General features: G+C 58.9%; 18 protein-coding genes. 8 read left to right on the forward strand and 10 right to left on the reverse strand.

Annotation, left to right across the window (positions count from 1 at the left end; translation table 11 throughout):
- Positions 1 to 59: 59 nt before the first annotated feature.
- The 3 genes from CAUR_RS18865 (at position 60) to CAUR_RS18875 (ending at position 2032) form a co-directional block, all read left to right on the forward strand.
- The gene (locus CAUR_RS18865; protein WP_012259430.1) at positions 60 to 338 is read left to right on the forward strand and encodes an acylphosphatase; all 279 of its coding nucleotides are present in this window, start codon (positions 60 to 62) and stop codon (positions 336 to 338) included.
- 121 nt (positions 339 to 459) lie between these two features.
- Positions 460 to 1509 carry a lysylphosphatidylglycerol synthase transmembrane domain-containing protein gene (locus CAUR_RS18870; protein ID WP_012259431.1) on the forward strand — a complete coding sequence of 350 codons (1050 nt, stop codon included), beginning with the start codon at positions 460 to 462 and terminating at the stop codon, positions 1507 to 1509.
- 28 nt (positions 1510 to 1537) lie between these two features.
- A complete protein-coding gene (locus CAUR_RS18875) occupies positions 1538 to 2032 on the forward strand; it encodes a Crp/Fnr family transcriptional regulator (protein WP_012259432.1) in 495 nt (164 codons plus the stop codon).
- Positions 2033 to 2181: 149 nt separating this feature from the next.
- Here CAUR_RS18875 and CAUR_RS18880 read toward each other — a convergent pair whose 3' ends face one another.
- The 3 genes from CAUR_RS18880 to CAUR_RS18890 all read right to left on the reverse strand — a co-directional run bounded on the left by CAUR_RS18880 (position 2182) and on the right by CAUR_RS18890 (position 5897).
- The gene (locus CAUR_RS18880) at positions 2182 to 2607 is read right to left on the reverse strand and encodes a DUF4129 domain-containing protein (protein ID WP_242604980.1); all 426 of its coding nucleotides are present in this window, start codon (positions 2605 to 2607) and stop codon (positions 2182 to 2184) included.
- Positions 2608 to 2700: 93 nt separating this feature from the next.
- A complete protein-coding gene (locus tag CAUR_RS18885; RefSeq protein ID WP_012259434.1) occupies positions 2701 to 5100 on the reverse strand; it encodes a transglutaminase TgpA family protein in 2400 nt (799 codons plus the stop codon).
- A gap of 5 nt (positions 5101 to 5105) precedes the next feature.
- Positions 5106 to 5897: a TatD family hydrolase gene (locus CAUR_RS18890; RefSeq protein WP_012259435.1), complete on the reverse strand. Its 792-nt coding sequence runs from the start codon at positions 5895 to 5897 to the stop codon at positions 5106 to 5108.
- A gap of 623 nt (positions 5898 to 6520) precedes the next feature.
- Between CAUR_RS18890 and CAUR_RS18895 the strand changes: the two genes are divergently transcribed.
- Positions 6521 to 8119: a complex I subunit 4 family protein gene (locus CAUR_RS18895; RefSeq protein ID WP_012259436.1), complete on the forward strand. Its 1599-nt coding sequence runs from the start codon at positions 6521 to 6523 to the stop codon at positions 8117 to 8119.
- Positions 8120 to 8715: 596 nt separating this feature from the next.
- Here the strand turns inward: CAUR_RS18895 and CAUR_RS18900 are convergent.
- Together CAUR_RS18900 and CAUR_RS18905 are read right to left on the reverse strand one after the other, a co-directional pair.
- Positions 8716 to 10512, reverse strand: coding sequence for a hypothetical protein (locus tag CAUR_RS18900; protein WP_012259437.1), 1797 nt, complete (start codon positions 10510 to 10512; stop codon positions 8716 to 8718).
- A complete protein-coding gene (locus CAUR_RS18905; protein ID WP_012259438.1) occupies positions 10475 to 11359 on the reverse strand; it encodes an ATP-binding protein in 885 nt (294 codons plus the stop codon). The genes CAUR_RS18900 and CAUR_RS18905 overlap by 38 nt, the downstream gene beginning before the upstream one ends.
- A gap of 1316 nt (positions 11360 to 12675) precedes the next feature.
- On the opposite strand from CAUR_RS18905, the gene CAUR_RS21315 reads away from it, so the two are divergent.
- The 3 genes from CAUR_RS21315 (at position 12676) to radC (ending at position 16090) form a co-directional block, all read left to right on the forward strand.
- Entirely contained in the window at positions 12676 to 12819 is a 144-nt protein-coding gene (locus tag CAUR_RS21315; protein WP_162015898.1) for a hypothetical protein, read from the forward strand.
- 797 nt (positions 12820 to 13616) lie between these two features.
- A complete protein-coding gene (locus CAUR_RS18915; RefSeq protein WP_242604981.1) occupies positions 13617 to 15329 on the forward strand; it encodes a universal stress protein in 1713 nt (570 codons plus the stop codon).
- A gap of 71 nt (positions 15330 to 15400) precedes the next feature.
- Positions 15401 to 16090 carry a RadC family protein gene (gene radC, locus CAUR_RS18920; protein ID WP_012259440.1) on the forward strand — a complete coding sequence of 230 codons (690 nt, stop codon included), beginning with the start codon at positions 15401 to 15403 and terminating at the stop codon, positions 16088 to 16090.
- A gap of 43 nt (positions 16091 to 16133) precedes the next feature.
- Here radC and CAUR_RS18925 read toward each other — a convergent pair whose 3' ends face one another.
- The 5 genes from CAUR_RS18925 to CAUR_RS18945 are packed head-to-tail and all read right to left on the reverse strand — an operon-like array spanning position 16134 to position 19967.
- The gene (locus CAUR_RS18925; RefSeq protein ID WP_012259441.1) at positions 16134 to 17132 is read right to left on the reverse strand and encodes a ribose-phosphate diphosphokinase; all 999 of its coding nucleotides are present in this window, start codon (positions 17130 to 17132) and stop codon (positions 16134 to 16136) included.
- Positions 17133 to 17161: 29 nt separating this feature from the next.
- Positions 17162 to 17632 carry a hypothetical protein gene (locus CAUR_RS18930; protein ID WP_012259442.1) on the reverse strand — a complete coding sequence of 157 codons (471 nt, stop codon included), beginning with the start codon at positions 17630 to 17632 and terminating at the stop codon, positions 17162 to 17164.
- A 28-nt stretch (positions 17633 to 17660) separates the two neighbouring features.
- Positions 17661 to 18521: a hypothetical protein gene (locus tag CAUR_RS18935; protein WP_012259443.1), complete on the reverse strand. Its 861-nt coding sequence runs from the start codon at positions 18519 to 18521 to the stop codon at positions 17661 to 17663.
- A 10-nt stretch (positions 18522 to 18531) separates the two neighbouring features.
- On the reverse strand, positions 18532 to 18939 hold the full coding sequence (locus CAUR_RS18940; RefSeq protein WP_012259444.1) for an HIT family protein: 408 nt from the start codon (positions 18937 to 18939) through the stop codon (positions 18532 to 18534).
- A complete protein-coding gene (locus CAUR_RS18945; RefSeq protein ID WP_012259445.1) occupies positions 18936 to 19967 on the reverse strand; it encodes a lysylphosphatidylglycerol synthase transmembrane domain-containing protein in 1032 nt (343 codons plus the stop codon). Before CAUR_RS18945 ends, CAUR_RS18940 begins: the two co-directional genes overlap by 4 nt.
- A gap of 260 nt (positions 19968 to 20227) precedes the next feature.
- On the opposite strand from CAUR_RS18945, the gene CAUR_RS18950 reads away from it, so the two are divergent.
- Positions 20228 to 21352, forward strand: a complete 1125-nt coding sequence (locus tag CAUR_RS18950; RefSeq protein WP_015909450.1) for an NAD(P)/FAD-dependent oxidoreductase — start codon at positions 20228 to 20230, stop codon at positions 21350 to 21352.
- Positions 21353 to 21825 lie beyond the last annotated feature (473 nt).

The raw sequence follows: 21825 nt of genomic DNA on the forward strand, positions 1-21825 counted from the left end.
GCGATATACTCAGCAATAGCCGGTAAAAAGCGTATCGTATAGTTATAGACAGGTGGCTTGTGGATCTTGTTCGTGCTCATGTCTTTATTTCCGGTCGCGTACAAGGGGTGAGTTTCCGGGCGTACACACGCGACCGGGCGCGGGAAGCGCAAGTCAAAGGGTGGGTACGGAACCTGAGCGATGGTCGCGTGGAGGCAGTCTTTGAAGGAACACGACCAGCCGTTCAAAAACTCATCAGTTGGTGCTACAGTGGCCCCAGTCAGGCGCAAGTCGAACGGGTCGAAGTTCACTGGGAAGAGCCGACTGGTAAAGAAGGGATCTTTACCATTGTCTGGTAGAGAGAAACGCCGCACAATAAAACGGGGAAGAGCGATTGTGCAGAAACAAAAGCGTTCTCCGCATAGTGCTGTTACTCCTGTCAGCATCGAAACAGAGACTCCGCGGCGTGAAAGGACACATATGGGAGTCAAACGGTGGAAACTGATTACCAGTGCCCTGATTAGCATCGGTATCGCTACTCTGGCGATCCTTAACCGTGAATGGATAGTAGAAGCGTTCAGCCTTTTGAATGAAGCCAAACATGGCTGGCTCCTGGTGGCGCTGGTGTTGATAGCCATCAGTTATCTGATGAGCGCACAGGTCTTTAATCTCGTGCTCCATTCACTTGGCTACCGCATAGGTCTTCTCCGTCTTTGGGCAACTGCTCTCACTGCGATTATCATCAGTCAGTCGGTACCTGCCGGCGGCGTTGGTAGCTATGCGTTTCTTATGAGCTACTTCAATCGCCGTGGCATTCGTGCCGGCGAATCGGCATTACTGGCTTCCCTGGAGACGCTGAGTTATGTGGTTGCCATGCTGCTGGTCTTCTCGTTTAGCCTCGGCTATTTTGCCTGGCGTGGCCTTGAAGCGACCGGTGCCAGCTATATCGCCGGTCTGGTGGGTCTTTCAGTGATCGGTATTGCGATCTTTGTCCTGAGCCGTAGTGAGCAGACGCTACGCCAATGGCTCGGTGGTCTGCAATCTCGGGTTGGCCGCCTCATCGGTAAGCAGTGGAGTAGTGCCTGGATTGATCGCATTGTTGCCGATTTGGCCCGTGGGCGTAGCCTGCTCATTCATCGTCGCCGTGATGTTATGATGCTGGTTTTGATACAGTTAACTGCCCTCAGCGGTCATAGCCTGGCGATGTTGATCGTGTTGCACGCTCTGGGGACTGATGTCAGTTTTGCGGTGGTGCTGGCAGCGTTCGGGGTGGCACTGGTAACGTCTACATTTAATGTTTTGCCCGGTGGTGGTGGTACGGTTGAGGCTGCGCTGGTAGCCGTGCTGAGCCAGATGGGAGTAGGCCCGGCAGCAGTGCCGGCTGCGATTATTTTCCGTCTCTTCAACTACTGGCTGGCCGCTCCTATTGCCGCAATTTGTTACCACTGGCTGATGCACGAGCCGGTAACACCACTGGTACGCAGTTCAAAAGTGCGCACCAGCTCGTTAGAGGCATCGTCGCACGACTAAATGACCAGCCGACGCACAAGGGGGGGTTATGAACAAAAGTGTCGTCGAGAATCTGCGACGGGTCGAGCTGTTGAGCGGTCTGAGTGATGAAGAGTTGTTGCAGATTGCCACTATCTGCAAGGTGAGACGGCTTGCCGGCGGCCAGCACGTATTTAACGAAGGTGATGAGGGTGACGAGCTGTTCGTCATTCACGAGGGTTGTGTGCGCATTGTGATCAACACTCGTGGCCCTGACGGAACATTCACGCCTTCAACCATCAATCTGCTCTACAGCGGCCAGAGCTTTGGTGAGATGGTGCTCCTCGGTGGTGCTACTCGCTCCGCAACGGTGGTCTGTGTTGATCCATGCGTATTACTGGTCATTCGTGAACGCGATTTTGCCGCGTTATGCGAACGCAACCCGCGGATCGGGTATCTGGTGATGCGCAATATGGCTGCCGATCTCGCGTATAAACTCCGCTCATCGAATTTACTTCTCCGCGGCAATATTCGCTGGCAGCAGGGTGAGCTTGGTAAGCGTTGAATGGCATGGTTGAATGGCATGACATGCGCCGGATCGTGAGCACGGCTGGTGCGGCAGCCATGCTGCCGCACTCCAAAAACTGCGACGTGCGCATGATAAACGAGCAAGATCACCAATCTAACGTAACGATGATGGGGATCACCTGTATGTTACAGATAGACAGGTGCCGTAGGGGCGGGTTGAGAACCCGCCCCTACGCGATCTCCCCGGCGTAGCGGCAGCCAGAGGCGTTGGAACGCGGTTTGGATGGCGTAACGGGTCAATGTCCGTCGCAATGCCTGACGACGGTCTTCGGTTGGCACACGGGTCACCGCACCACGGCGGTAACGCTCGGCAACGCAGGCAGTTGCAATACCGTAAATGGTCGTTGCGTGTTCTGGAAACAGATGTGCCAGACGTTGTGCATATTCCGCCGGCGTCTCTGCGGGGTGTTGAGGCAGACCGGCAATATTGGCCAGCCAGCCCATCTCTGCATAGGCCGCAGCAAACAGGCGGAGACCGCGCAATTCGCGCGCAAGCCACAACCGGACGCTGAGCATAATCAGGCCAATCCCCATCAGTATAACCAGTACCACCGAAAACCAGCCGGTCAGGGGCGGGCTGAGAACCCTGGGCGGGTTTAGACCCCACGGTGGGTTTAGAACCCTGGGCGGGTTGAGAACCCGCCCCTACCGGGCAGGTTTGGAACCCGCCCCTACGCGATCTCCCCGGCGTAGTGGCAGCCAGAGGCGTTGGAAGGCGGTTTGGATGGCGTAACGAGTCAGTGCCCGTCGCAATGCCTGACGACGGTCTTCGGTTGGCACGCGGGTCACCGCACCACGGCGATAACGCTCGGCAATGTAGGCGGTTGCGATACCGTGAATGGTCGTTGCGTGTTCAGGAAACAGGTGTGCCAGACGTTGTGCATATTCCGCCGGCGTCTCTGCGGGGTGTTGAGGCAGACCGGCAATATTGGCCAGCCAGCCCATCTCTGCATAGGCCGCAGCAGACAGGCGGAGACCGCGCAATTCGTGCGCAAGCCACAACCGGACACTGAGCATAATCAGGCCAATCCCCATCAGTATAACCAATACCACAGAGAACCAGCCGGTCAGTAGGCTACTGCCAGCCGCAGAGGGATTGTTCGCTGCTGTCGAGCTGGCAGCACCACTATTCACACCGCTGGCAGTGAGATCGTCCTCAAGCTCCTCGAAGCGACCTGGGTCGGGCACGGTGCCGCCGAAGCTGCCGGCAACTCCCTCTTCTTCCTCACCGAATGCTGATTGCAAAGGCCGCTCTGGAAGCGAGGTATAACTCGCCGCTGTTGGCTCAAACCGTTCCCAGCCAATACCGGGGAAGTAGACTTCGGGCCAGCTATGCGCAACGTTCTCGCGTACCAGGTAGATACCCTGTTCTGGGTCATAATCACCACTGGCGTAGCCACGCACCCACCGCGCCGGAACCCCAACCGAACGCAGCATCACCACCATCGCCGAGGCAAAGTAGTCGCAATAGCCGGCTCGCTGCTCGAAGAGGAACCAGTCGACCAGATCAACATTGCTGGGTGGAGGAGGGATGTCCTCGCTGTAGGTCAGGCGGCGTAGGTAATCCTGAATCGCAATCGCCTGATCGTAGGGTGTTTCGGCATTAGCTGCGGCAATCACCCGCGCTGCTTCAGCCCGCACGCGTGCCGGCAAGTCAGGCGGTAATTGCAGGTAGCGTTCCCGAACCCACTGCGGGTAATCGGTGCCGGCATTCCGCAGGCTCTGCACATCAGCAACCGAAACCAACGCCGTCACGGTATAGGTCGTTTCTGCACTGAGTGGCGTCAGCGAGGTGACCAGTGATACATCATCGTAAATCGGCGTGATACCGCCATTCTCGTCACGGCCAACCAGGTGCTCAACCTGAGCCGGCAAGCTGAATTGCACCGGTGTTCCACCAAAAGACAGCAGATCATCATTCCGCTCTTGGGCCAGCGTGATCGTTTGAGTAATCAATCGCCGCGCTCGCCGATCAGTCACCGGCAGCGTTTCACCGGCAGCCAGTGGCGTCCGCGCCTGTTCGGCAGTAGCGACACCCAGGGCCGAACGAGCCAATTCCCCCGTCGTATTAACCCAGCCCGAACCGTCGTAGCGATCAAACGCAACGGCTCGCCAGTATTCAAGGCGTGATGAGCGTACCGTCATCACTAGATCGAGACCCGGTGATCGCGCCCCACCGAGCGGCGCCGTGCGGGCAGTAAACGAGATGCTCCCGGCACCGGGTGGGGCATTAATGGTGCTAAAGGCATCTTCCCACGCGGCACGAGCCATGCGAAACGGGATGCGTAGCGTCTCCCATGTCTGCGCTGCACGTTCGCTGGTAATGGTTGAGGGAAGAAAAGCCGTTAGCAGGATGAGCACTACCCCCACAACTGTTGCTGCCCACATTGCGCGGAGGGGCAACAGGTCTGGATAATTGATCTGTTGAGCTTCCCAGGCAGCTCGACGCTGCATCACGTGGTGATACACCAGCAGCAACAAAGCACAGGCAATCAACACCAGTGCTTCTGTATCCGGTTTAGGCAGGACATAGGTATAGTTAACCAGAAATACCGTACCGTTCGCGATGACAGGCAGCCAGGGACGGCGTTGGCGAAAGACTGCCCACACTGTTGCGTAGACCAGCCACCACGAAAGAAAGGCAAGTGCAACAACAAACAGCACAATATCTTCGCCACGACCACCACTGGCGAGCACGCGGACCCAGCCAATAATCCGAATCACCAGCTCGGCAGCCTGATCGCGCCAACTGGTCAGGCGCTCATCGAGCAAGGGGCCGACCTGTTGCACAATCCAGACCCACGCCAACAGGAACGAGACCGTGTGGGCCGCCCAGCGATGAAGACGTTGCCAGTTTACCAACACCAGGCTAACCACGAACGCCATCGTGCCGACCGCGGGCAAAATCGACAGACCTGTGGCCCAGCCGGAGATAGCCAGGCTACGAATAACCGCACCGGTTAAAAGCCCAATCAGCCCAAGACCCGGTAGCATCCACCAGATGTTCAGCGAACTGGTTGAAACTGACAACGAAGAACGGTTCATACTTGCTATCCTAAAGCAGTGGACAGACGGGGAAATGCGTGTAACGTATTCTGCCAGAGCTGTGGTGCCAGAGCGTCCAGCGTCTGCCCACGCAGTTCAGCCAGTTTCTGCCCGATATATACCAGTCGACTCGGTTCATTGCGCTGCCCACGGTGTGGATGGGGACTGAGGTAGGGGCTATCGGTCTCGATCAACAGCCGATCCGCCGGTGCCAGACGAGCTACTTCGTGTAAGGCTACAGATTTGGGAAACGTCAGCGGGCCTGACAGCGAGAGATAAAAGCCCAATTCCAAACACTCCTGTGCAGCAGCCCAATCACCTGAGAATGAATGCATGATCCCCGGCCCACGGGCGGCATCGCGCAACACGGCAATCGTCTCGGCCATCGCATCTCGCGAGTGGATCACAACCGGCAAGCCCAGCTCACCGGCCAGCGCCAGTTGGGCACGAAACGCCGCATCCTGCTCACTTGGTGGCGATTTCATCCAGTAGTAGTCGAGACCAATCTCACCAATCGCGACCACCTTCGGATGGGCGGCCAGCCTGCGTATCTGGTCAATCCAATCGCCTGGCAGATCGTGCAGATGATTGGGCTGAATCCCAACAACCGCAAATACCGCCGGATGCGCATTCGCCAGCGCGACTGCCGCGTGACTGGATGCCAGATCGTAGCCAATCTCGATCATCGCTGCGACCCCGGCATCGATGGCCCGCAAGATGACCGCACTGCGATCCTCGTTGAATTGTTCCGACGCGAGATGGAGATGGGTGTCAATTAAGCGTAGTGTAGATTTCATAGGCATCCCACATCATTGTAGCATACATGCCCATACCAGGTCAGGTGTATTATAACGGGAGACGGTGAGACGTGCAGAAGCACAGCCGGACCCAGGGCACATAAGCAACTGCGCCGAATCGTGATGATTACACGAACGTGAGCAGATGCACCGATAGCCGGTATAGTCATGCTACAGCGACAGTGGCGTATATCTCACAAAGACATTAATCTTTCGCAAGATTTTTGTGACAACGGTCACAATTTAATGAACCGTTCTGACCCTTTAAATTACGTCTTGACACCATATCTTTCTCAAAGAACCATACAGAACCGAAAAAAAGGTAGTTGACAAGAAAGCAGAATTGGAGTATAACACTACAGGCAGAATGCAAACGTGATATTTATCACAAAAGGGAGTGACTGCCTTGGTGTAGCCTCATGTCACGGTGGTAGAACAAAGAGCCTGGTACCTCGATGGCAGTACCGGATTGACAACACTGTTCTACACACAACACAATTTCCTCCCTCGACGAAGCTGTCATAAGAGGTAACGAAGCTGCGTTAGCTGTTGACTTGCGACATCGTACTTTGGTCGCAGCGTAGGTTTACTTTGTTTATGTAAAAGAAAGAAGGTCTGGCGTCATGAACCTGCTCGGCCTACCCATCCTGTCACTGTTGCTCTGGTTACCGGCGTTTGGCGCTCTTATCATCCTGTTGCAGCCGGCTGGTCGCCCTGCGCTTTATCGCTGGACAGCGATGAGTGCAGCTCTGGCGACATTCGTTGTTGCGGGAATTGTTATTGGTCTCTTCTATACCGGCCCATACGGCCCGGTCTCCGGTGTCGTCGTTGGCCCACCACTACAATTCGTCGACTCAATCGCATGGTTACCGGCATTTGGCGCCAGCTATTTCATTGGCGTTGATGGGATCAATTTGTGGCTGGTCGGTCTGACTGCATTTCTGGCGCCATTCGCGATTGCAGCGACCTGGCAACGACAAACGCGCAGCCTGCGCTTGCTTCTGGCACTATTGCTCCTGGCCGAGACTGCGTTTCTGGGTGTGTTTCTTGCCCAGGACATGCTGCTCTTCTACGTCTTCTACGAGCTGGCCCTGATCCCGATGGTATTTCTGGTTGGGATGTGGGGTGGTCACGGTCGAGCCGCAGCGGCTTTGAAGCTGTTCCTTTACACCTTCAGCGGTTCACTGCTGATGCTGCTGGCGATTATCGGTCTGCACATCCTGCATCGCAACGCGATAGCAGCGGTTGAACCGGGTTACACCGGTACGTTCGCGCTGAACCAGATTGTGGCCGATCTGCGGGCCGGTCTCTTCACGCTTGACCCGCTGGTTGCCCGTTTGCTGTTCGGGGCATTCTTTGTGGCATTTGCGATCAAACTGGCGCTCTGGCCATTCCACACCTGGCTGCCTGACGCATACAGCGTGGCCCCGACGCCGGTCGCAATTATTCTGGCCGGTTTGATGGCAAAATTCGGCGTCTACGGTTTGATCCGCTTCAATGCCACCCTGTTCCCCGAAGTGATGTCCTGGGTAGCCCCGGTTGTCGCTGTACTGGCCGTGATCGGGATCATTTACGGCGCACTGATCGCCTTCACGCAGCGCGACATGCAGCGAATGATCGCGTATGCCTCGATCAGCCACATGAACTTTGTAGCCCTCGGCGTTATGGCACTGAATACCATTGGTATCAACGGAGCGTTGTTCCAGATGGTTGCCCACGGTGTTATGATGGCTGCGCTCTTGCTGATTGTGGCTGTGATTGAGGAACGCCGCGATAGCCGCGATTTCAGCACCCTTGGCGGTTTGTGGCAGGTGACCCCTGTCTACGCCGGTTTGACATTACTGACCCTGCTGGCGATGGCCGGTCTGCCCGGTCTGAGCGGGTTTGTCGGTGAGTTCACGATGCTTCAGGGCATCTTTACCTCGCCTCTGTTGGGATGGCCGTTTGCCATCGGGGCGGCAATTGGGATCATTCTGGCTGCGGTTTACGCGCTGCGGGTGTTCCACATGGGCTTTATGGGTGAAGTCCGCAATACCGCTCATCTCGATCTGCCGGATTTGCAGCGCTGTGAATTGCTGACGCTGGGTGTGTTGGCGGCGGCAATGGTTGTTCTGGGCCTGTTCCCCAACCTGCTGCTGAGTGGTACAACCGGTTCTGTTCAGGGTCTGGTTGACGCTTTGACGCCGGCAGTGCAGGCCGCAGCCCAGTTGAATGGGTGGTAGAGGTACGTTACGCCCCCACCCCTGCCCTCTCCCGCTGGGGGAGGGTGTTTTTTATGTAGCGATACCCCACTGGGAGAGGGTGGTTTTTTTATGGAGTGTTTCTCCGCTCCCCGTTGGGGGAGTGGGGATGGGCATGCTCCGCAATGATCGCCGATCACCGCAATCCCGGACCCTCACCTCACCCCCCAGCCCCCGCTCCTCTCCCGTCAGGGGAGAGGAGCGGGGGTGATGAGGAGCGTGCTCCTTACTGGTTCCCGATCACCGCAATCCCGCCCCCCTCCTGGCCTCCCCCCGTTGGGGGGAGGCAAACTCCCGCCCCCAGCGGGGGCGGGGTGGGGTGGGGGGGTGTCTCCATCACAGCGGGGGCGTGGAGATGGGTGCGCTCCGTAATGTTCCCGTTCACCTTAATCCCGGCCCCCCTCCTGACCTCCCCCCGTTGGGGGGAGGAATTGTACGGTGATTCCCCCGCTAGGGGGAGGAACGGACAGAACACAAGAACGAACCTACCGTATATTCCATCAGAACGCGCCAGCTATGCTCGCCGCTCTCCCCTCGCCCGCGCACGCGGGCGAGGGGCCGGGGGTGAGGGCGTTCCCTCACGGCCAGCAACGCCCCGCCTCAATAATCGCCGTCGCTAGCATTGACAGCAGCGTCGGATCGTGCCGTTTCGCCAGCGCCTCCAGCCACGGCTGCAAGGCGTTCAAATCGTGAAGCAATGCAGGACGGCCACGGCGGGCCAGGATGCGTAGGGTAGTCGCGAATTCGTTGTCTGGTGTAGGTAACGCAGCCAGGTGGGGGGCGAGGGCGGCCAGCGCGTTGCTGCGACTCCAATCATCAGCAATCTCACGGGCGGCGGCGAGGGCCTCGGGCAGCAGCGGCGGCGGCAGGTGGGGGGCGAGGGCGGCCAGCGCGTTGCTGCGCCACACCCCATCGGCAATCTCACGGGCGGCGGCGAGGGCCTCGGGCAGCAGCGCCGGCGGCAGGTGGGGGGCGAGGGCGGCCAGCGCGTTGCTGCGCCACACCCCATCGGCAATCTCACGGGCGGCGGCGAGGGCCTCGGGCAGCAGCGGCGGCGGCAGGTGGGGGGCGAGGGCGGCCAGCGCGTTGCTGCGCCACACCCCATCGGCAATCTCACGGGCGGCGGCGAGGGCCTCGGGCAGCAGCGCCGGCGGCAGGTGGGGGGCGAGGGCGGCCAGCGCGTTGCTGCGCCACACCCCATCGGCAATCTCACGGGCGGCGGCGAGGGCCTCGGGCAGCAGCGCCGGCGGCAGGTGGGGGGCGAGGGCGGCCAGCGTCTGGCTGCGCCAATATTCACGCTCAATCGTCCGGGCGGCGGCGAGGGCCTCGGGCAGCAGCGCCGGCGGCAGGTGGGGGGCGAGGGCGGCCAGCGCTGTTGCCCGGTCAGCGGCGTCCTCAATCTCACGGGCGGCGGCGAGGGCCTCGGGCAGCAGCGCCGGCGGCAGGTGGGGGGCGAGATAGGCCAGCGCCTGCGCCCGTGCCCCTGAACCCCCTATCGCCCGCGCCACCTCCAGCGCTCGTTCCCACGGTAGCTCCACCCCGGCTTCAAGCAGTGCCTCAATGCAGTCGGCCTGTCGCGCACTGCCGGGCATGTGGGCAATGTGCTCCAGTGCCGCCGCTGCGCTCCATCTGCCCGCCAGCGTTCCCACCTGCACCAGCGCCACCAGCAATGCCGGCGGCAGGTTGCCGCTCCGGCTGCGCAGGCTGGCTGCAATCACGGCGCAACGCAGCGCCAGCCCCCAGTCCCGTCGCTCCTCCGCCCACCGCCATAAGCGGTCGAGGTCACCCAGGTAGCCGCTGTCGCTGCCCTCGGCGGCGTAGCGCGCCACCTGCCAGGGCTGCTCCACGCCCCGCCCGTCGGCGGTCGGCACTATCGCGCTCACCACCTCGCGGTTCAGCGCCCATTCCCCCAGCGCTGCGCAGTGCTCCAGCCAGAACTGGCGCAGATAGGTCGGGAGTGATTGCTGGCGGTTCGCCCACCAGGCCCTGCCGTATTCGACCAGTCGCCGGTGCAGCCGCTCGCGTTCGGCAGGCGGATAAATCTCTTCCAGAAACACCTCGCGCAAGCGCTGGTGGCTAAACACGTAGCTGTGATCGCCGACGGTGATAATGAACCGCGCCACCTCATCGCTGTATACTGCATCAACGATGGTGCTCTGGTCGGTGAAAACCGTCGGTGCCAGCGCTGCCAGGTCGTCACTGCTCAACGGCCCATAGGCAATCGCACACAGCGCCAGCAACTCACGGATGGCCTGGCTCTGCTGACGCTGACGGCGTAGCTTCTCGACCCACTCGCGGAGAAAGGCGCTCAGCCCCGGCGGGCGACGGCTCAGGTTCTCAGGGGTCAGTGTGCCGGCGCGCAGGGCTTTGATCAACAGATTGCAGTTCGAGCGGGTCGCCCTCACTGACCCGCTCGAACTGGGTGATGAACGCCGGGTCGGCGGCCCGAGTTGCGAATGGCTCTCCCTGCGCCCGCAGCAGGTCGGTCAGCGCAGCACGGTTGAGCGTGGCAAGGGGGAAGTGCCGACAACGGTGAACGTGCCAGCCCAAATGTTCACGCCACGCATCGTAGCCACGGTCGGCGCGTTGGCGGGCTGACGCCACCACTTTTAGCCTGCTATTCGCCGGGATGACCAACAGCGTTCTCACCTCCCAGCCCACCGTTTCATCCAGACCATCAATCACCAGCAGGCAGCGTACTCCGTCGGGCAAGGGGCGCCTCAGATAATCTTTGATCAATGCCCGCAGCGCATCGGGCGATGAGCGGTCGTACTGCTGGAACTGGGCCAGGTCGTCGTGCAGGTCGGCCAGGCTGTAAGCCAGCGTATGCAGCACCAGTTGTTCTTTGTTAGTCTGGAAGCGGATACTGATCGGAACAAAGATCACTCGCCAGTCGCCCTGCTGCAAGAGGCGGGCCACCCAGCGCACCAGCAGGGCGCTCTTGCCGCGCCCGGTCGGCGCGACCAGCAGGGTGTAGGGGTTGGGGTCATGCAAGACAGCATCGAGGGCGTTGAGTTCCGCCTCGCGACCACCAAACACATCATCGGTGTAATAGGTGATGAAGTCCTCGAATACGGTTCGTACCGGTTCCGGCAGTGAGCGCTGAAATATCTGTACGTTGTCACCGGTAATCAGGGTGCTCTGTGTGACATTACCCTTAATCTGTATTGAACGTTCACCACCCGGTGCAGAATTGGCTGGCGAAGGTGATGGCGTGCTCATCGGTCGTGCTCCTGGCAGGTGTGATGGTGCCTGGGTCGGATGGTGGTACGCAGCAGACTGCTACCCGCCGCCGGTTGCGCATTGGCTGCTTCGATATGAAATGTGACATGATATAGTATAGCATAAGCCGCTGGGGGTGGGAGAACGCCCTCACCCCCGGCCCCTCGCCCGCGCAAGCGGGCGAGGGGAGAGCGGCAAGCAGCGCTGGAGCGTTCTGATGCATCAGACGGCGGGTTGGTGATTAGGTTCGGGCCGTTCCTTCGCCCCGGCGGGGGAATCACCTTACAATTCCTCCTCCCAGCGGGGAATCACCTTATTACCATTCCTCCCCCCGCTGGGGGGGAGGAGAGACCCTCCTCCTAACCTCCCCGCTATGCATTACCCACATGTCACGCTGCATTAGGCCAGACTGCACGCGCTCCCCGTGGCGCGGGCTTCCAGCCTGCGTGGAGGAATCTCTCTATCGCCGGCATGGGAGGCTGTGGCTGCTGGGACGCAGGCGAGAACCTATTGCAACAAAACGTCTACGCGCATTCCTGACCGACACAATGATCGTGACGAGCACCTACAATATCTTTGCAACCCGCAGGGTCAACGGTATGCCACGCGCCGGATCGTGAGCACGGCTGGCGCGGCAGCATGGCTGCCGCACTCCAAACTGCGCGATAGGCGCATGACGAGCGGCTACGGCAATCCATCCAGCACGTGATAGCACGGCTGGAGCGGCGCACTGCCACCGGCCCAGTCGCCTACAACAGCACCCATAGCGATCATCCCCGCTGATACGCACGTGATTGACACCAGGTATGGGTAATGCGTAGCCCCTGGGGGTGGGAGAGGGGAGGGCAGACGTTTGATCGAGGGCTTCCTGATAGGGTAGACGTTGGGTTCGATCATCTGTCCTGGCCGTCCGTGCATACCGCCAGGGGCGGGAGCTTGCGCCTGGCTCCTCCCTTCAGCACTGGTACCGGCACCATGCGCGCCTCCGGCGCGCGCTCCCAGCGCCCGGCAAAGGATGGGAAGCACACTCCCCCTCATTCCTTCAATGCTATGCATTACCCACATGTCACGCTGCATTAGGCCAGACTGCACGCGCTCCCCGTGGCGCGGGCTTCCAGCCTGCGTGGAGGAATCTCTCTATCGCCGGCATGGGTGGCTGTGGCTGCTGGGACGCAGGCGAGAACCTATTGCAACAAAACGTCTACGCGCATTCCTGACCGACACAATGATCGTGACGAGCACCTACAATATCTTTGCAACCCGCAGGGTCAACGGTATGCCACGCGCCGGATCGTGAGCACGGCTGGCGCGGCAGCATGGCTGCCGCACTCCAAACTGCGCGACACGCGCATGACGAGCGGCTACGGCAATCCATCCAGCACGTGATAGCACGGCTGGAGCGGCGCACTGCCACCGGCCCAGTCGCCTACAACAGCACCCATAGCGATCATCCCCGCTGATACGCACGTGATTGACACCAGGTATGGGTAATGCGTAGCCCCTGGGGGTGGGAGAGGGGAGGGCAGACGTTTGATCGAGGGCTTCCTGATAGGGTAGACGTTGGGTTCGATCATCTGTCCTGGCCGTCCGTGCATACCGCCAGGGGCGGGAGCTTGCGCCTGGCTCCTCCCTTCAGCACTGGTACCGGCACCATGCGCGCCTCCGGCGCGCGCTCCCAGCGCCCGGCAAAGGATGGGAAGCACACTCCCCCTCATTCCTTCAATGCTATGCATTACCCACATGTCACGCTGCATTAGGCCAGACTGCACGCGCTCCCCGTGGCGCGGGCTTCCAGCCTGCGTGGAGGAATCTCTCTATCGCCGGCATGGGTGGCTGTGGCTGCTGGGACGCAGGCGAGAACCTATTGCAACAAAACGTCTACGCGCATTCCTGACCGACGCTATGATCGTGACGAGCACCTACAATATCTTTGCAACCCGCAGGGTCAACGGTATGCCACGCGCCGGATCGTGAGCACGGCTGGCGCGGCAGCGTGGCTGCCGCACTCCATACTGGGCGATAGGCGCATGACGAGCGAGCAAGACAACCAGTCCGGCACGGAATGGCACTGACGATAGTCGGTAGCACTTCTCGCTGCGATACCGGCAGACTGAGAGCAAGATATACTGTCGTTGGCGATTGACAGGCGTGCATGCGCCTGGATGACCGGCTGGGAGCACAACCGCACAGCTTTTACGTTCTGAATAAGCGGCACCCGGTTGCTCCAGCAACGTTCTATGGTATAGTATCTCCTGCTATGGAAGAATCAACCAATGGACGCATTGTTGCGGCATTACACGACTTTCAGCGCTTGCGCTGGCGTGCCGATATTGAGCATCTGCTGGCCCGTTTGCAAGGCCGGTCTGATGATTTGTTGCCGTTTGAAGAGGTGCGTCAACGTGTACACGCAAAACTGGCCGGTGAACGCCAACTGCGCGAGATTCCACTCAATGCGATTGTCGGCAGTGTTGGTCGTTATCACGACTTCAACCGCAGTTTTTTGCCACGCCGCGACGATAACTGGCAACGCTGGTCGCGGGTGATGGCAGCCGTTGACAGTTTGCACGGCTGGCCACCGATTGAAGTCTACCAGATTGGCGACGCCTACTTCGTTATCGATGGCAATCACCGCGTCTCTGTTGCCCGTCAGATGGGGATGAATCACATCCAGGCGTATGTTGTGCCATTGAAGGCACGAGCGCCAGTTGACCCGTCGATGACTCTGGAAGAGATCATTATTGCCGGTGAATACGCCGATTTTCTCGAAGCGACCCGCCTCGATGAATTACGCCCCGGCTGTGATTTGCGGGTCACGGTTGCCGGTCAGTACGATAAATTACGCCAGCAGATCGAGCACATTCAGCAGCGACTCACGACAGCCGATCACACACCATCGCTCTCTGAAGCGGCATGCGTCTGGTACGATCAGGTCTATCGGCCAATAGCCGAACTGATCCACGAGCGCGGTCTGCTGCGCGATTTTCCCCAGCGCAGCACCACCGATCTCTATCTCTGGCTCTGCGATCACCGCGATGAGCTGAGCAAACAGTTGGGCTGGGACATTAGCCTCACCCAGGCAATCGAAGACCTGACAGAGGCGCCAGGACGGGCTGAACAATTGCTTGACCGGATGATCCCCGACAACCTCGAACCGGCGGTTCCAGCCGGTGTCTGGCGACGAAACCGTACTCTCGATCCGGCATCCTGGCTCTTTCGCGAGGTGCTGGTGCCGGTAAACGGCACGCCGGATGGGTGGCAGGTTCTCGAACAGATTCTGGCCTGGGCACAACGCGAGCCGATACGACCGCTCGGTATCCACGTGGTACGCAGTGTCAATCAACGCAATTCAGCAGCCGCTCAGGCGGTGGCCCGTGAGTTTATCGAACGCTGTGCTGCCGCCGGTGTCCACGGCGAGTGTGCGATTGACGTCGGTACTATCGACCGAATCATCCGCGAGCGTACACGCCTGGTCGATCTGGTAGCGATTCAGGTCAATCACCCACCCGGACGCTCGCCACTGGCCAGGCTGACGTCTGGTCTGCGCACTATTCTCCGCTGCTCGGTACGCCCGGTCTTAACGGTGCCGCGTGCGGTAGAGCATGTTGAGCGGCTGTTGCTGGCGTATGATGGTAGTCGCAAAGCTGAAGAAGCGTTGTACCTGGCCACGTACCTGGCCGCACGCTGGCAATTGTCACTCAATGTGGTCACTGTCCTTGAAGGAAAAGCTGAAGCGGAACAGGTGCGATTACGGGCATTTCGCTATCTCGAACGGTATAACATTGCCGCCGGTTATATCCTCGAACGGGGTGAACCGGCGGCAGCGATTATCCATGCTGCCGAGCAGACCCGCAGTGATCTGGTGGTGATGGGAGGCTACGGTCATCGCGATCCGTTAAGTGATCTGGTGATCGGCTCGACCACCGAAGCTCTGCTGCGCAGCCGCCGGCTACCGACAATTATCTGCCAGTAAAATTCGTGCGCACCTTTTGGCATCTCTCAACGGTATATATAGTAGAGCCGTCATTTCAGCGCGAGGGATGCATGATCTCACTACGAATCCACGAACAACCGATCCACGATCAACCACGAGAGCGGCTGGCCCGCCAGGGGGCAGGAGCGTTGAGCGACGCCGAATTACTGGCTATCCTGTTGCGGGTTGGCACCAACGGTACCAACGTCTTACAACTGGCGCAACAACTGCTTGCAGAAAGTGGTGGGCTGCAAGGACTACAGCGCCTGGACTTTCAAGAGCTTTGTCGGCTGCATGGGATGGGGGTGAGTAAAGCGGCCAGCGTCAAAGCCGCGCTTGAGATCGGGCGTCGTCTGGCCAGAAGCGCTATCGAGGAGCGGTTTCCCATCCGCTCACCGGCTGATGTGGCGACACTGCTGTTAGTCGAAATGAGTCATCTCGATCAGGAGCATCTGCGCACGATCTTACTCGACACCAAAAATCGGGTGCAGCAGATCACCACGGTATATATTGGCAGCCTCAACTCGGCAAATGTGCGCGTCGGCGAGGTGTTCAAAGAGGCGGTGCGGCGTAACAGCGCTGCTATCATCGTTGTCCATAACCATCCATCGGGCGAACCGACACCGTCTATGGAAGATATCGAGATCACCAGGCAACTAGTTTCCGCTGGTCGTCTGCTGGATATTGAGGTGGTCGATCACCTGATTATCGGCAATGGCCGCTACGTCAGTTTGCGCGAACGAGGTCTGGGGTTCGAGTAGGCACAGGGGTGCGACACCGGTATATGAGGTCGCACCCTGTAATCTAGCTTAATGCTGGATGGCGACGATGTTGAAATATCGTATCGACACTCACACCGCTATGGATGCGCTGGATGACTTCAGCAATCAACGTACTGACCGAGAGGATTGTCAGGCCGGGCCAGCGTCGTTCCGGAGCAACCGGTAATGTATCGGTCACCACAAGCTCGCGGATCGGACTTGCCCGCAGGCGCTCGATAGCATTCCCGGCGAACACCGGGTGGACGCAGCAGGCATAAATCTCGCTCGCGCCCTCCTTTTCGAGCAACTGCACGACTTCGAGGATCGAGCTACCGGTGGCAATCTCGTCGTCTACAATCAGACAACGCTTGCCGCGTACATCACCGATCAGATTCAGAATTTCCGGAACGGTGAGTGAACCGTCTTTCCGATCAAAGTGTTGCAGCCGGCGCTTTTCAGCAATCGCCAGCGGCGCATTCAGGGCTTCGGCGAAGTTGCGGGCACGTTTGGCAAAGCCAACATCGGGCGAGACGACAATCAGATCGTTCCAGCCCTTATCGGCAAAATAGCGCACCAGCAGATTCATGGCTGTCAGTTCATCCATCGGGATCGAGAAAAAGCCCTGAATCTGCCCGGCGTGCAGGTCAATCGTCATCACCTGATGCGCGCCGGCAACCTGGATCATATCGGCCAGCAAGCGGGCGGTAATCGGTACACGGGGCTGGTCTTTCTTATCAGTACGCCCGTAAGCGTAATAAGGAATGACAGCGGTAATCCGCCCGGCAGAGGCACGCTTACAGGCATCGAGTAAAATCAGCAATTCCATAATCCGATCACTGAGATCGGGCATTGACAGTGATTGAATAACGAAGACATCCTTTTCACGTACACTTTCATTAAGCCTGACAAAGATATTCTCATTGCTAAACTTCACAATGGTAACATCACCCAGCGGAACGCCGAGGCGCTCACTGATGGCCCTGGCCAGTGGTAGATTACCATTGCCGGCAAAAATCCGCATCTCGTCGAAGCGGCTTCCCATTCCTTCCTCCTTAGCCTGCGAGGTACCGTTCAAACAACGCCTGAGTCGATTGCAAACATCGCCAACAGCTCAGTCCGCGACAACCGCCAGCCTACCGGTAATCCATCAGAAGCCGGCACATCATCGTATGCGATATGCAACGCACTCAATCCCGACTGTTGCAGGAGAACTGCCAATGCACGTGCTGGTGAAATGGTCAGCAACCGCGGTGAGCGTGACAGCCCGGTGCGTTGGGCAAAACCGACAGCAGCGTCGGCGCTAAGAAACGCGAGCAGCAGCCGTGGCCGGGCAGACGGTATTGCATCAGGGCCAGGAGGCGCCGATGAACGCTCTGCCGAACCGGCAGAACGATAGACATACAGCGTCTGCACTGGTTGTTGACCATCGGCGATGAGCCGGTGGCGAAACAATTCTAACACATGCGCAACCTGACTCGATTCGCCACCCACTTGCCGCACGACAGCCGCCAGAATAGCCAGATCGAGTTGTGCTGACGCCATACCTGCTCCGTTCCCGCTCGTAGAGGTATTACGGTACCGGTGTCGGACGAGGTTGCACGGTCTGTGGCCGCGGCTCACCAAAGTAGAGGGCCGAACCCAAGAGACCTAATTGCACCACATAAGGTGTACCGGCAGCTTCAGGATGCAGCTCAAAGCGGGCACGCTCGAAATACTGGACCCGAAACGCCCGACCATCTGGTTGCACCTCGTCGAATTCAGCGCTGATAGGATACCCGAACGACATCAGACCGCCGTTCTCTTCCCAGAACTCCAGGAAGAGACCACCAACACCAAAGCCGGTTTCGGGAAAATAGCGTAAATCTGGACGCGACTCAAACGGTTCGGGGCGCAAGAAGGTGCGCCCGGCAACGTACTCTACTCCCACCAGGCCAATCTGAAACTCATAGGGCGTACCGGCCAGCTCAGGCCAGTATTCCACTCTGGCCCGTTCAAACCACTGCACCTCGCGCCCGTTTAACAGCAGCGCGGGGCTGATCGGTAGGCCAAGCCGGCGCAAACCGCCAAGTTGTTCGTAGGCATCAGCAAAACGTGGGGCAATGTCAACAACGGTAGTTGATGCACTTGATTGGAGAGCAACAGTGGTGGCAAAGGTCGTCGGTTGCAAAATCAGATCGCGTGGTGTGAGCCGGTTTTGGGCAGAGGATGGACGGCGAACGCCACCAATCCCGGCGATAATCAGTGCCAGAATGATGAACAAGAGCACAACCAACGCCACCACCATACCGGTGCGTAACCGATTGTTACGGGCCGGACGCTGCCGCAACGGCCTGGTGGCCGCAGGCTCTGCCGCCGGTGCCGGTGTCGATGGCGTAGCACTGTTCGGCTCAGTTTTCGTCGTTGGTGGCGGAGGAGAAACAGATTCGCTCATCGGTCACACCTCAGATATGAGCGAGTATCTCGTCGGCAACGGCCCGCAGATCGTCCATACTCATTGTTCCGGGACGCCAAAGCTTGACCGAGCGATCCCCTTCCCAGCGCGGAATAATATGTACGTGATAGTGAAAAACAACCTGGCCAGCGGCTGCACCGTTGTTTTGAATGACGTTGAAACCATCCGGTTTGAGTGCCTCAACAATTGCTCGTGCAACGCGCTGCGTTGTGAGAGCTACAGCAGAAACTAACTCAGGAGGTAAGTCGAGGAGACCAGGCAATTCGGGTTTGGCAATCACCAGCGCATGACCGCGTGCTGCTGGATTGATGTCAAGAAACGAGAGGGTCAGATCATCTTCATACAGCTTGAACGCCGGAATTTCACCGCGGACAATTCGCGTAAAGACCGATGTCATAGCACCTCCGAAACATCACTCAACGAAGTTACATCGTCTTGCACACCTGCTGTGGCCGAACGACGGCTCAGCCAGGCCAGTGCGATCACTCCCAACAATACCCCGAACCACAGTGTACAGAACCTGATCACAATCGTTGCCGTCGTTGCGGCACTGGCGCTTAAGCCAACCAGGGCCACCAGTAAACCAACGCTACTTACTTCTGATGCACCCAAACCGCCGGGCAGAAATGAGACCAGACCGAAGAGGGTGCTGGCAGCAAAGATAAATGTTGCCTGCAACAGCAACAACCACGAGGGATCGCTACCTACTCCCATCAGCACGAAGAAGAAAGCAACACACTCAAAACCCCATGAAACCACGCTGATCAGGGTGGAAACCAGCAGAATGCGCCAATGCAGTAATTGCGCGGTGGTTGTGTAAATTGTTTCCAGACGAGGGGCCACGCGCTGCCCAAATGGTAAGCAGGCGACGAACCTGATGATCGAGAGCGCCAGCGCCTGACGCTGGACAATCACGATCCCGGCAATCGTCAGCAGTACCAGCACGATAAACAGTGGTCGCGCCGGCGGGTAGAGCGTCAGCCCCAATCCCATTAAGAGAAGCATGGCAATGCCATCGGTCAGACGCTCGGCCAGAACAATCGGCGCCGACCGGCTGATCGCGGTGCCGTTGCGCTGGCGCAGCAGAAATGACTTCAAGACTTCTCCCATCTTGCCCGGTGTTACCGACATGACCAGACCGGCAGTAAAAATGAGACCGCTGGTCGAGCGGTCGATATTGCGGTCAAGCTTCAGGTAGCGTAGATAGTAATCCCATTTCAGCCAGCGTAGCCAGTAATTGATGATGGTGCCAACCAGGATCAGCGGCAACAGCATCCAATCGAATGACAGCAGATCATTACCGACGGCACGTAGATCGCTGAACAGACTGATCACGATCACGACCGCCAGGCCGATGGCGAGCGAGGTGAGAATTGATTTGCGCAGGCTGGTGCGCAGTGAAGTTGCAGGTGCTTTTTGTTCCATAGCGGCTCAATTATAGCATAGAGGCTATGATGTTCATGTGCTGTTGGCATACCATCGCGCACAAATGGGGTGATTGATCGGGATTCAATTACCTGACGGCGGTGGCGAGGATGGCTGCACGCGGGCTGAAAACCCGCGCCACGGTGAGCCTGCACACCCTCAGACCGAGTGCGTTGCCGGGCCACCAGGTCATCATCGCGTATAATTTTTCATCAGGTTCAGGGAGAAGTACCCCTGCGCAGGAAGCAATGGAGCCACTGATGCACAACGAACCGATTTGGAATGATGGGACAATTCCCACTTTTCCGGCACTCAACGATGAGATTGCGGTTGACGTATGCGTGATTGGGTTAGGCGGATCGGGGTTAAGCTGTATTTATGAACTGCTGACCCTTGGCGTTCGTGTGGCCGGCATTGATGCCTCGACTGTCGGTGGTGGGGCGGCAGGGCGGAACGGTGGATTTTTGCTTGCCGGTCTGGCCGCGTTCTATCACAACGCAGTAGCCAAACTTGGTCGCGAGCGGGTGGCTGCTATTTATCGCTTGACAATCAGTGAAATCGAACGAATGGCAGCACTGATGCCGACGATTGTGCGCCAGGTGGGGTCGTTGCGTATCGCCGCATCGCCAGAAGAACTTGCCGATTGCACAGCGCAGATGACAGCAATGCGTGCCGATGATCTGCCGGTCGAAGCGTATCGCGGGCCAGAAGGCGAAGGTCTGCTCATACCAACCGATGGCGCATTCCAGCCGTTACACCGCTGCATCTGGCTGGCCCGGCAGGTCGAGCGCGGCGGTGCGCTCTTGTTTACGCACACGCCAGCGTTAGACATCAGCGGGACAACGGTTCACTGTTCGCAAGGCACCATCCATGCCCGCCAGGTCATCGTCGCCGTTGACGGTGGTCTTGAGCGATTACTGCCCGAACTCCGCGCTACCGTGCGCACCACTCGCCTCCAAATGCTGGCGACAGCCCCCGATCCGCATTGCACTATTCCCCGGCCCGTGTACACCCGCTGGGGTTACGACTACTGGCAGCAACTTCCCGATGGTCGCATTGCGCTGGGCGGTTGTCGTGACCGCTTTGCGGAGAGCGAATGGGATGCGCCGCCACAACCCTCACCGGCAGTCCAGTCTGCGCTCGAACAGATACTGCGGGAACGGATCGGTAGCCAGGCAGCGATTGAACGGCGCTGGGCTGCTCAGGTGGCGTACCGTCGCGATAGCATCCTGCCGATTGCCCGCCAGGTTCGCCCCGGCGTTTGGGCTATCGGTGCCTACAACGGTACCGGCAACGTGATCGGTGCGATCTGTGGTCGAGCTGTAGCGCATGCCGCTATTCGTGGACAAACGCAGTTGCTGGATTTGTTGGGGATGGATGGCTGATCCGCTCACCGGCATGACAGTAGGGGCAGCGCATGCGTCGCCCCTACAACTCTCAAATATGGAAGAATAACTATGCACTGCTGGACGCCAGCGCTGGCATGATTAATGATCGTGACGAGAACACATGGTAGCGCCGAGACCAGCAGGATCAACGGCCCACCACGCGCCGGATTGTGAGCACGGCTGGTGCGGCAGCATGGCTGCCGTACTCTAAACGCTGCAACACGCGCATGATGAGCGTTCAAGGCAACCAATCAAACGAGTGATGGCACTGGAGATGGTCGTTAGCCATCCTCGCTTACCCGGCAAGCACCCACTGTCGTGCGCTGGTTCAGGGATGCACTGCGCCGCTAGCAACAGGTACGGCGAGCGGTGTTGGGTGATGAGCGAGCCGGAGGCTCGCGCTCCCAGGGCACCATGATAAAGTCGGAACCGGCTATCCTCATTGTAGAGCCAGGGCCGGGCAGCGAGAG

Source organism: Chloroflexus aurantiacus J-10-fl (assembly GCF_000018865.1).
In the GTDB taxonomy this organism is placed as follows: Bacteria; Chloroflexota; Chloroflexia; order Chloroflexales; family Chloroflexaceae; genus Chloroflexus; species Chloroflexus aurantiacus.

What these genes read in the sequence shown, in the direction of transcription:
- CAUR_RS18935 (WP_012259443.1), bottom strand. Translation starts at nt 18,521, where the DNA reads ATGAGCGAATCTGTTTCTCCTCCGCCACCAACGACGAAAACTGAGCCG.
- CAUR_RS18905 (WP_012259438.1), bottom strand. Translation starts at nt 11,359, where the DNA reads ATGAGCACGCCATCACCTTCGCCAGCCAATTCTGCACCGGGTGGTGAA.
- CAUR_RS18915 (WP_242604981.1), top strand. Translation starts at nt 13,617, where the DNA reads ATGGAAGAATCAACCAATGGACGCATTGTTGCGGCATTACACGACTTT.
- radC (WP_012259440.1), top strand. Translation starts at nt 15,401, where the DNA reads ATGATCTCACTACGAATCCACGAACAACCGATCCACGATCAACCACGA.
- CAUR_RS18925 (WP_012259441.1), bottom strand. Translation starts at nt 17,132, where the DNA reads ATGGGAAGCCGCTTCGACGAGATGCGGATTTTTGCCGGCAATGGTAAT.
- CAUR_RS18895 (WP_012259436.1), top strand. Translation starts at nt 6,521, where the DNA reads ATGAACCTGCTCGGCCTACCCATCCTGTCACTGTTGCTCTGGTTACCG.
- CAUR_RS18870 (WP_012259431.1), top strand. Translation starts at nt 460, where the DNA reads ATGGGAGTCAAACGGTGGAAACTGATTACCAGTGCCCTGATTAGCATC.
- CAUR_RS18945 (WP_012259445.1), bottom strand. Translation starts at nt 19,967, where the DNA reads ATGGAACAAAAAGCACCTGCAACTTCACTGCGCACCAGCCTGCGCAAA.
- CAUR_RS18950 (WP_015909450.1), top strand. Translation starts at nt 20,228, where the DNA reads ATGCACAACGAACCGATTTGGAATGATGGGACAATTCCCACTTTTCCG.
- CAUR_RS18940 (WP_012259444.1), bottom strand. Translation starts at nt 18,939, where the DNA reads ATGACATCGGTCTTTACGCGAATTGTCCGCGGTGAAATTCCGGCGTTC.
- CAUR_RS18885 (WP_012259434.1), bottom strand. Translation starts at nt 5,100, where the DNA reads ATGAACCGTTCTTCGTTGTCAGTTTCAACCAGTTCGCTGAACATCTGG.
- CAUR_RS18875 (WP_012259432.1), top strand. Translation starts at nt 1,538, where the DNA reads ATGAACAAAAGTGTCGTCGAGAATCTGCGACGGGTCGAGCTGTTGAGC.
- CAUR_RS21315 (WP_162015898.1), top strand. Translation starts at nt 12,676, where the DNA reads ATGGCTGCCGCACTCCAAACTGCGCGACACGCGCATGACGAGCGGCTA.
- CAUR_RS18930 (WP_012259442.1), bottom strand. Translation starts at nt 17,632, where the DNA reads ATGGCGTCAGCACAACTCGATCTGGCTATTCTGGCGGCTGTCGTGCGG.
- CAUR_RS18890 (WP_012259435.1), bottom strand. Translation starts at nt 5,897, where the DNA reads ATGAAATCTACACTACGCTTAATTGACACCCATCTCCATCTCGCGTCG.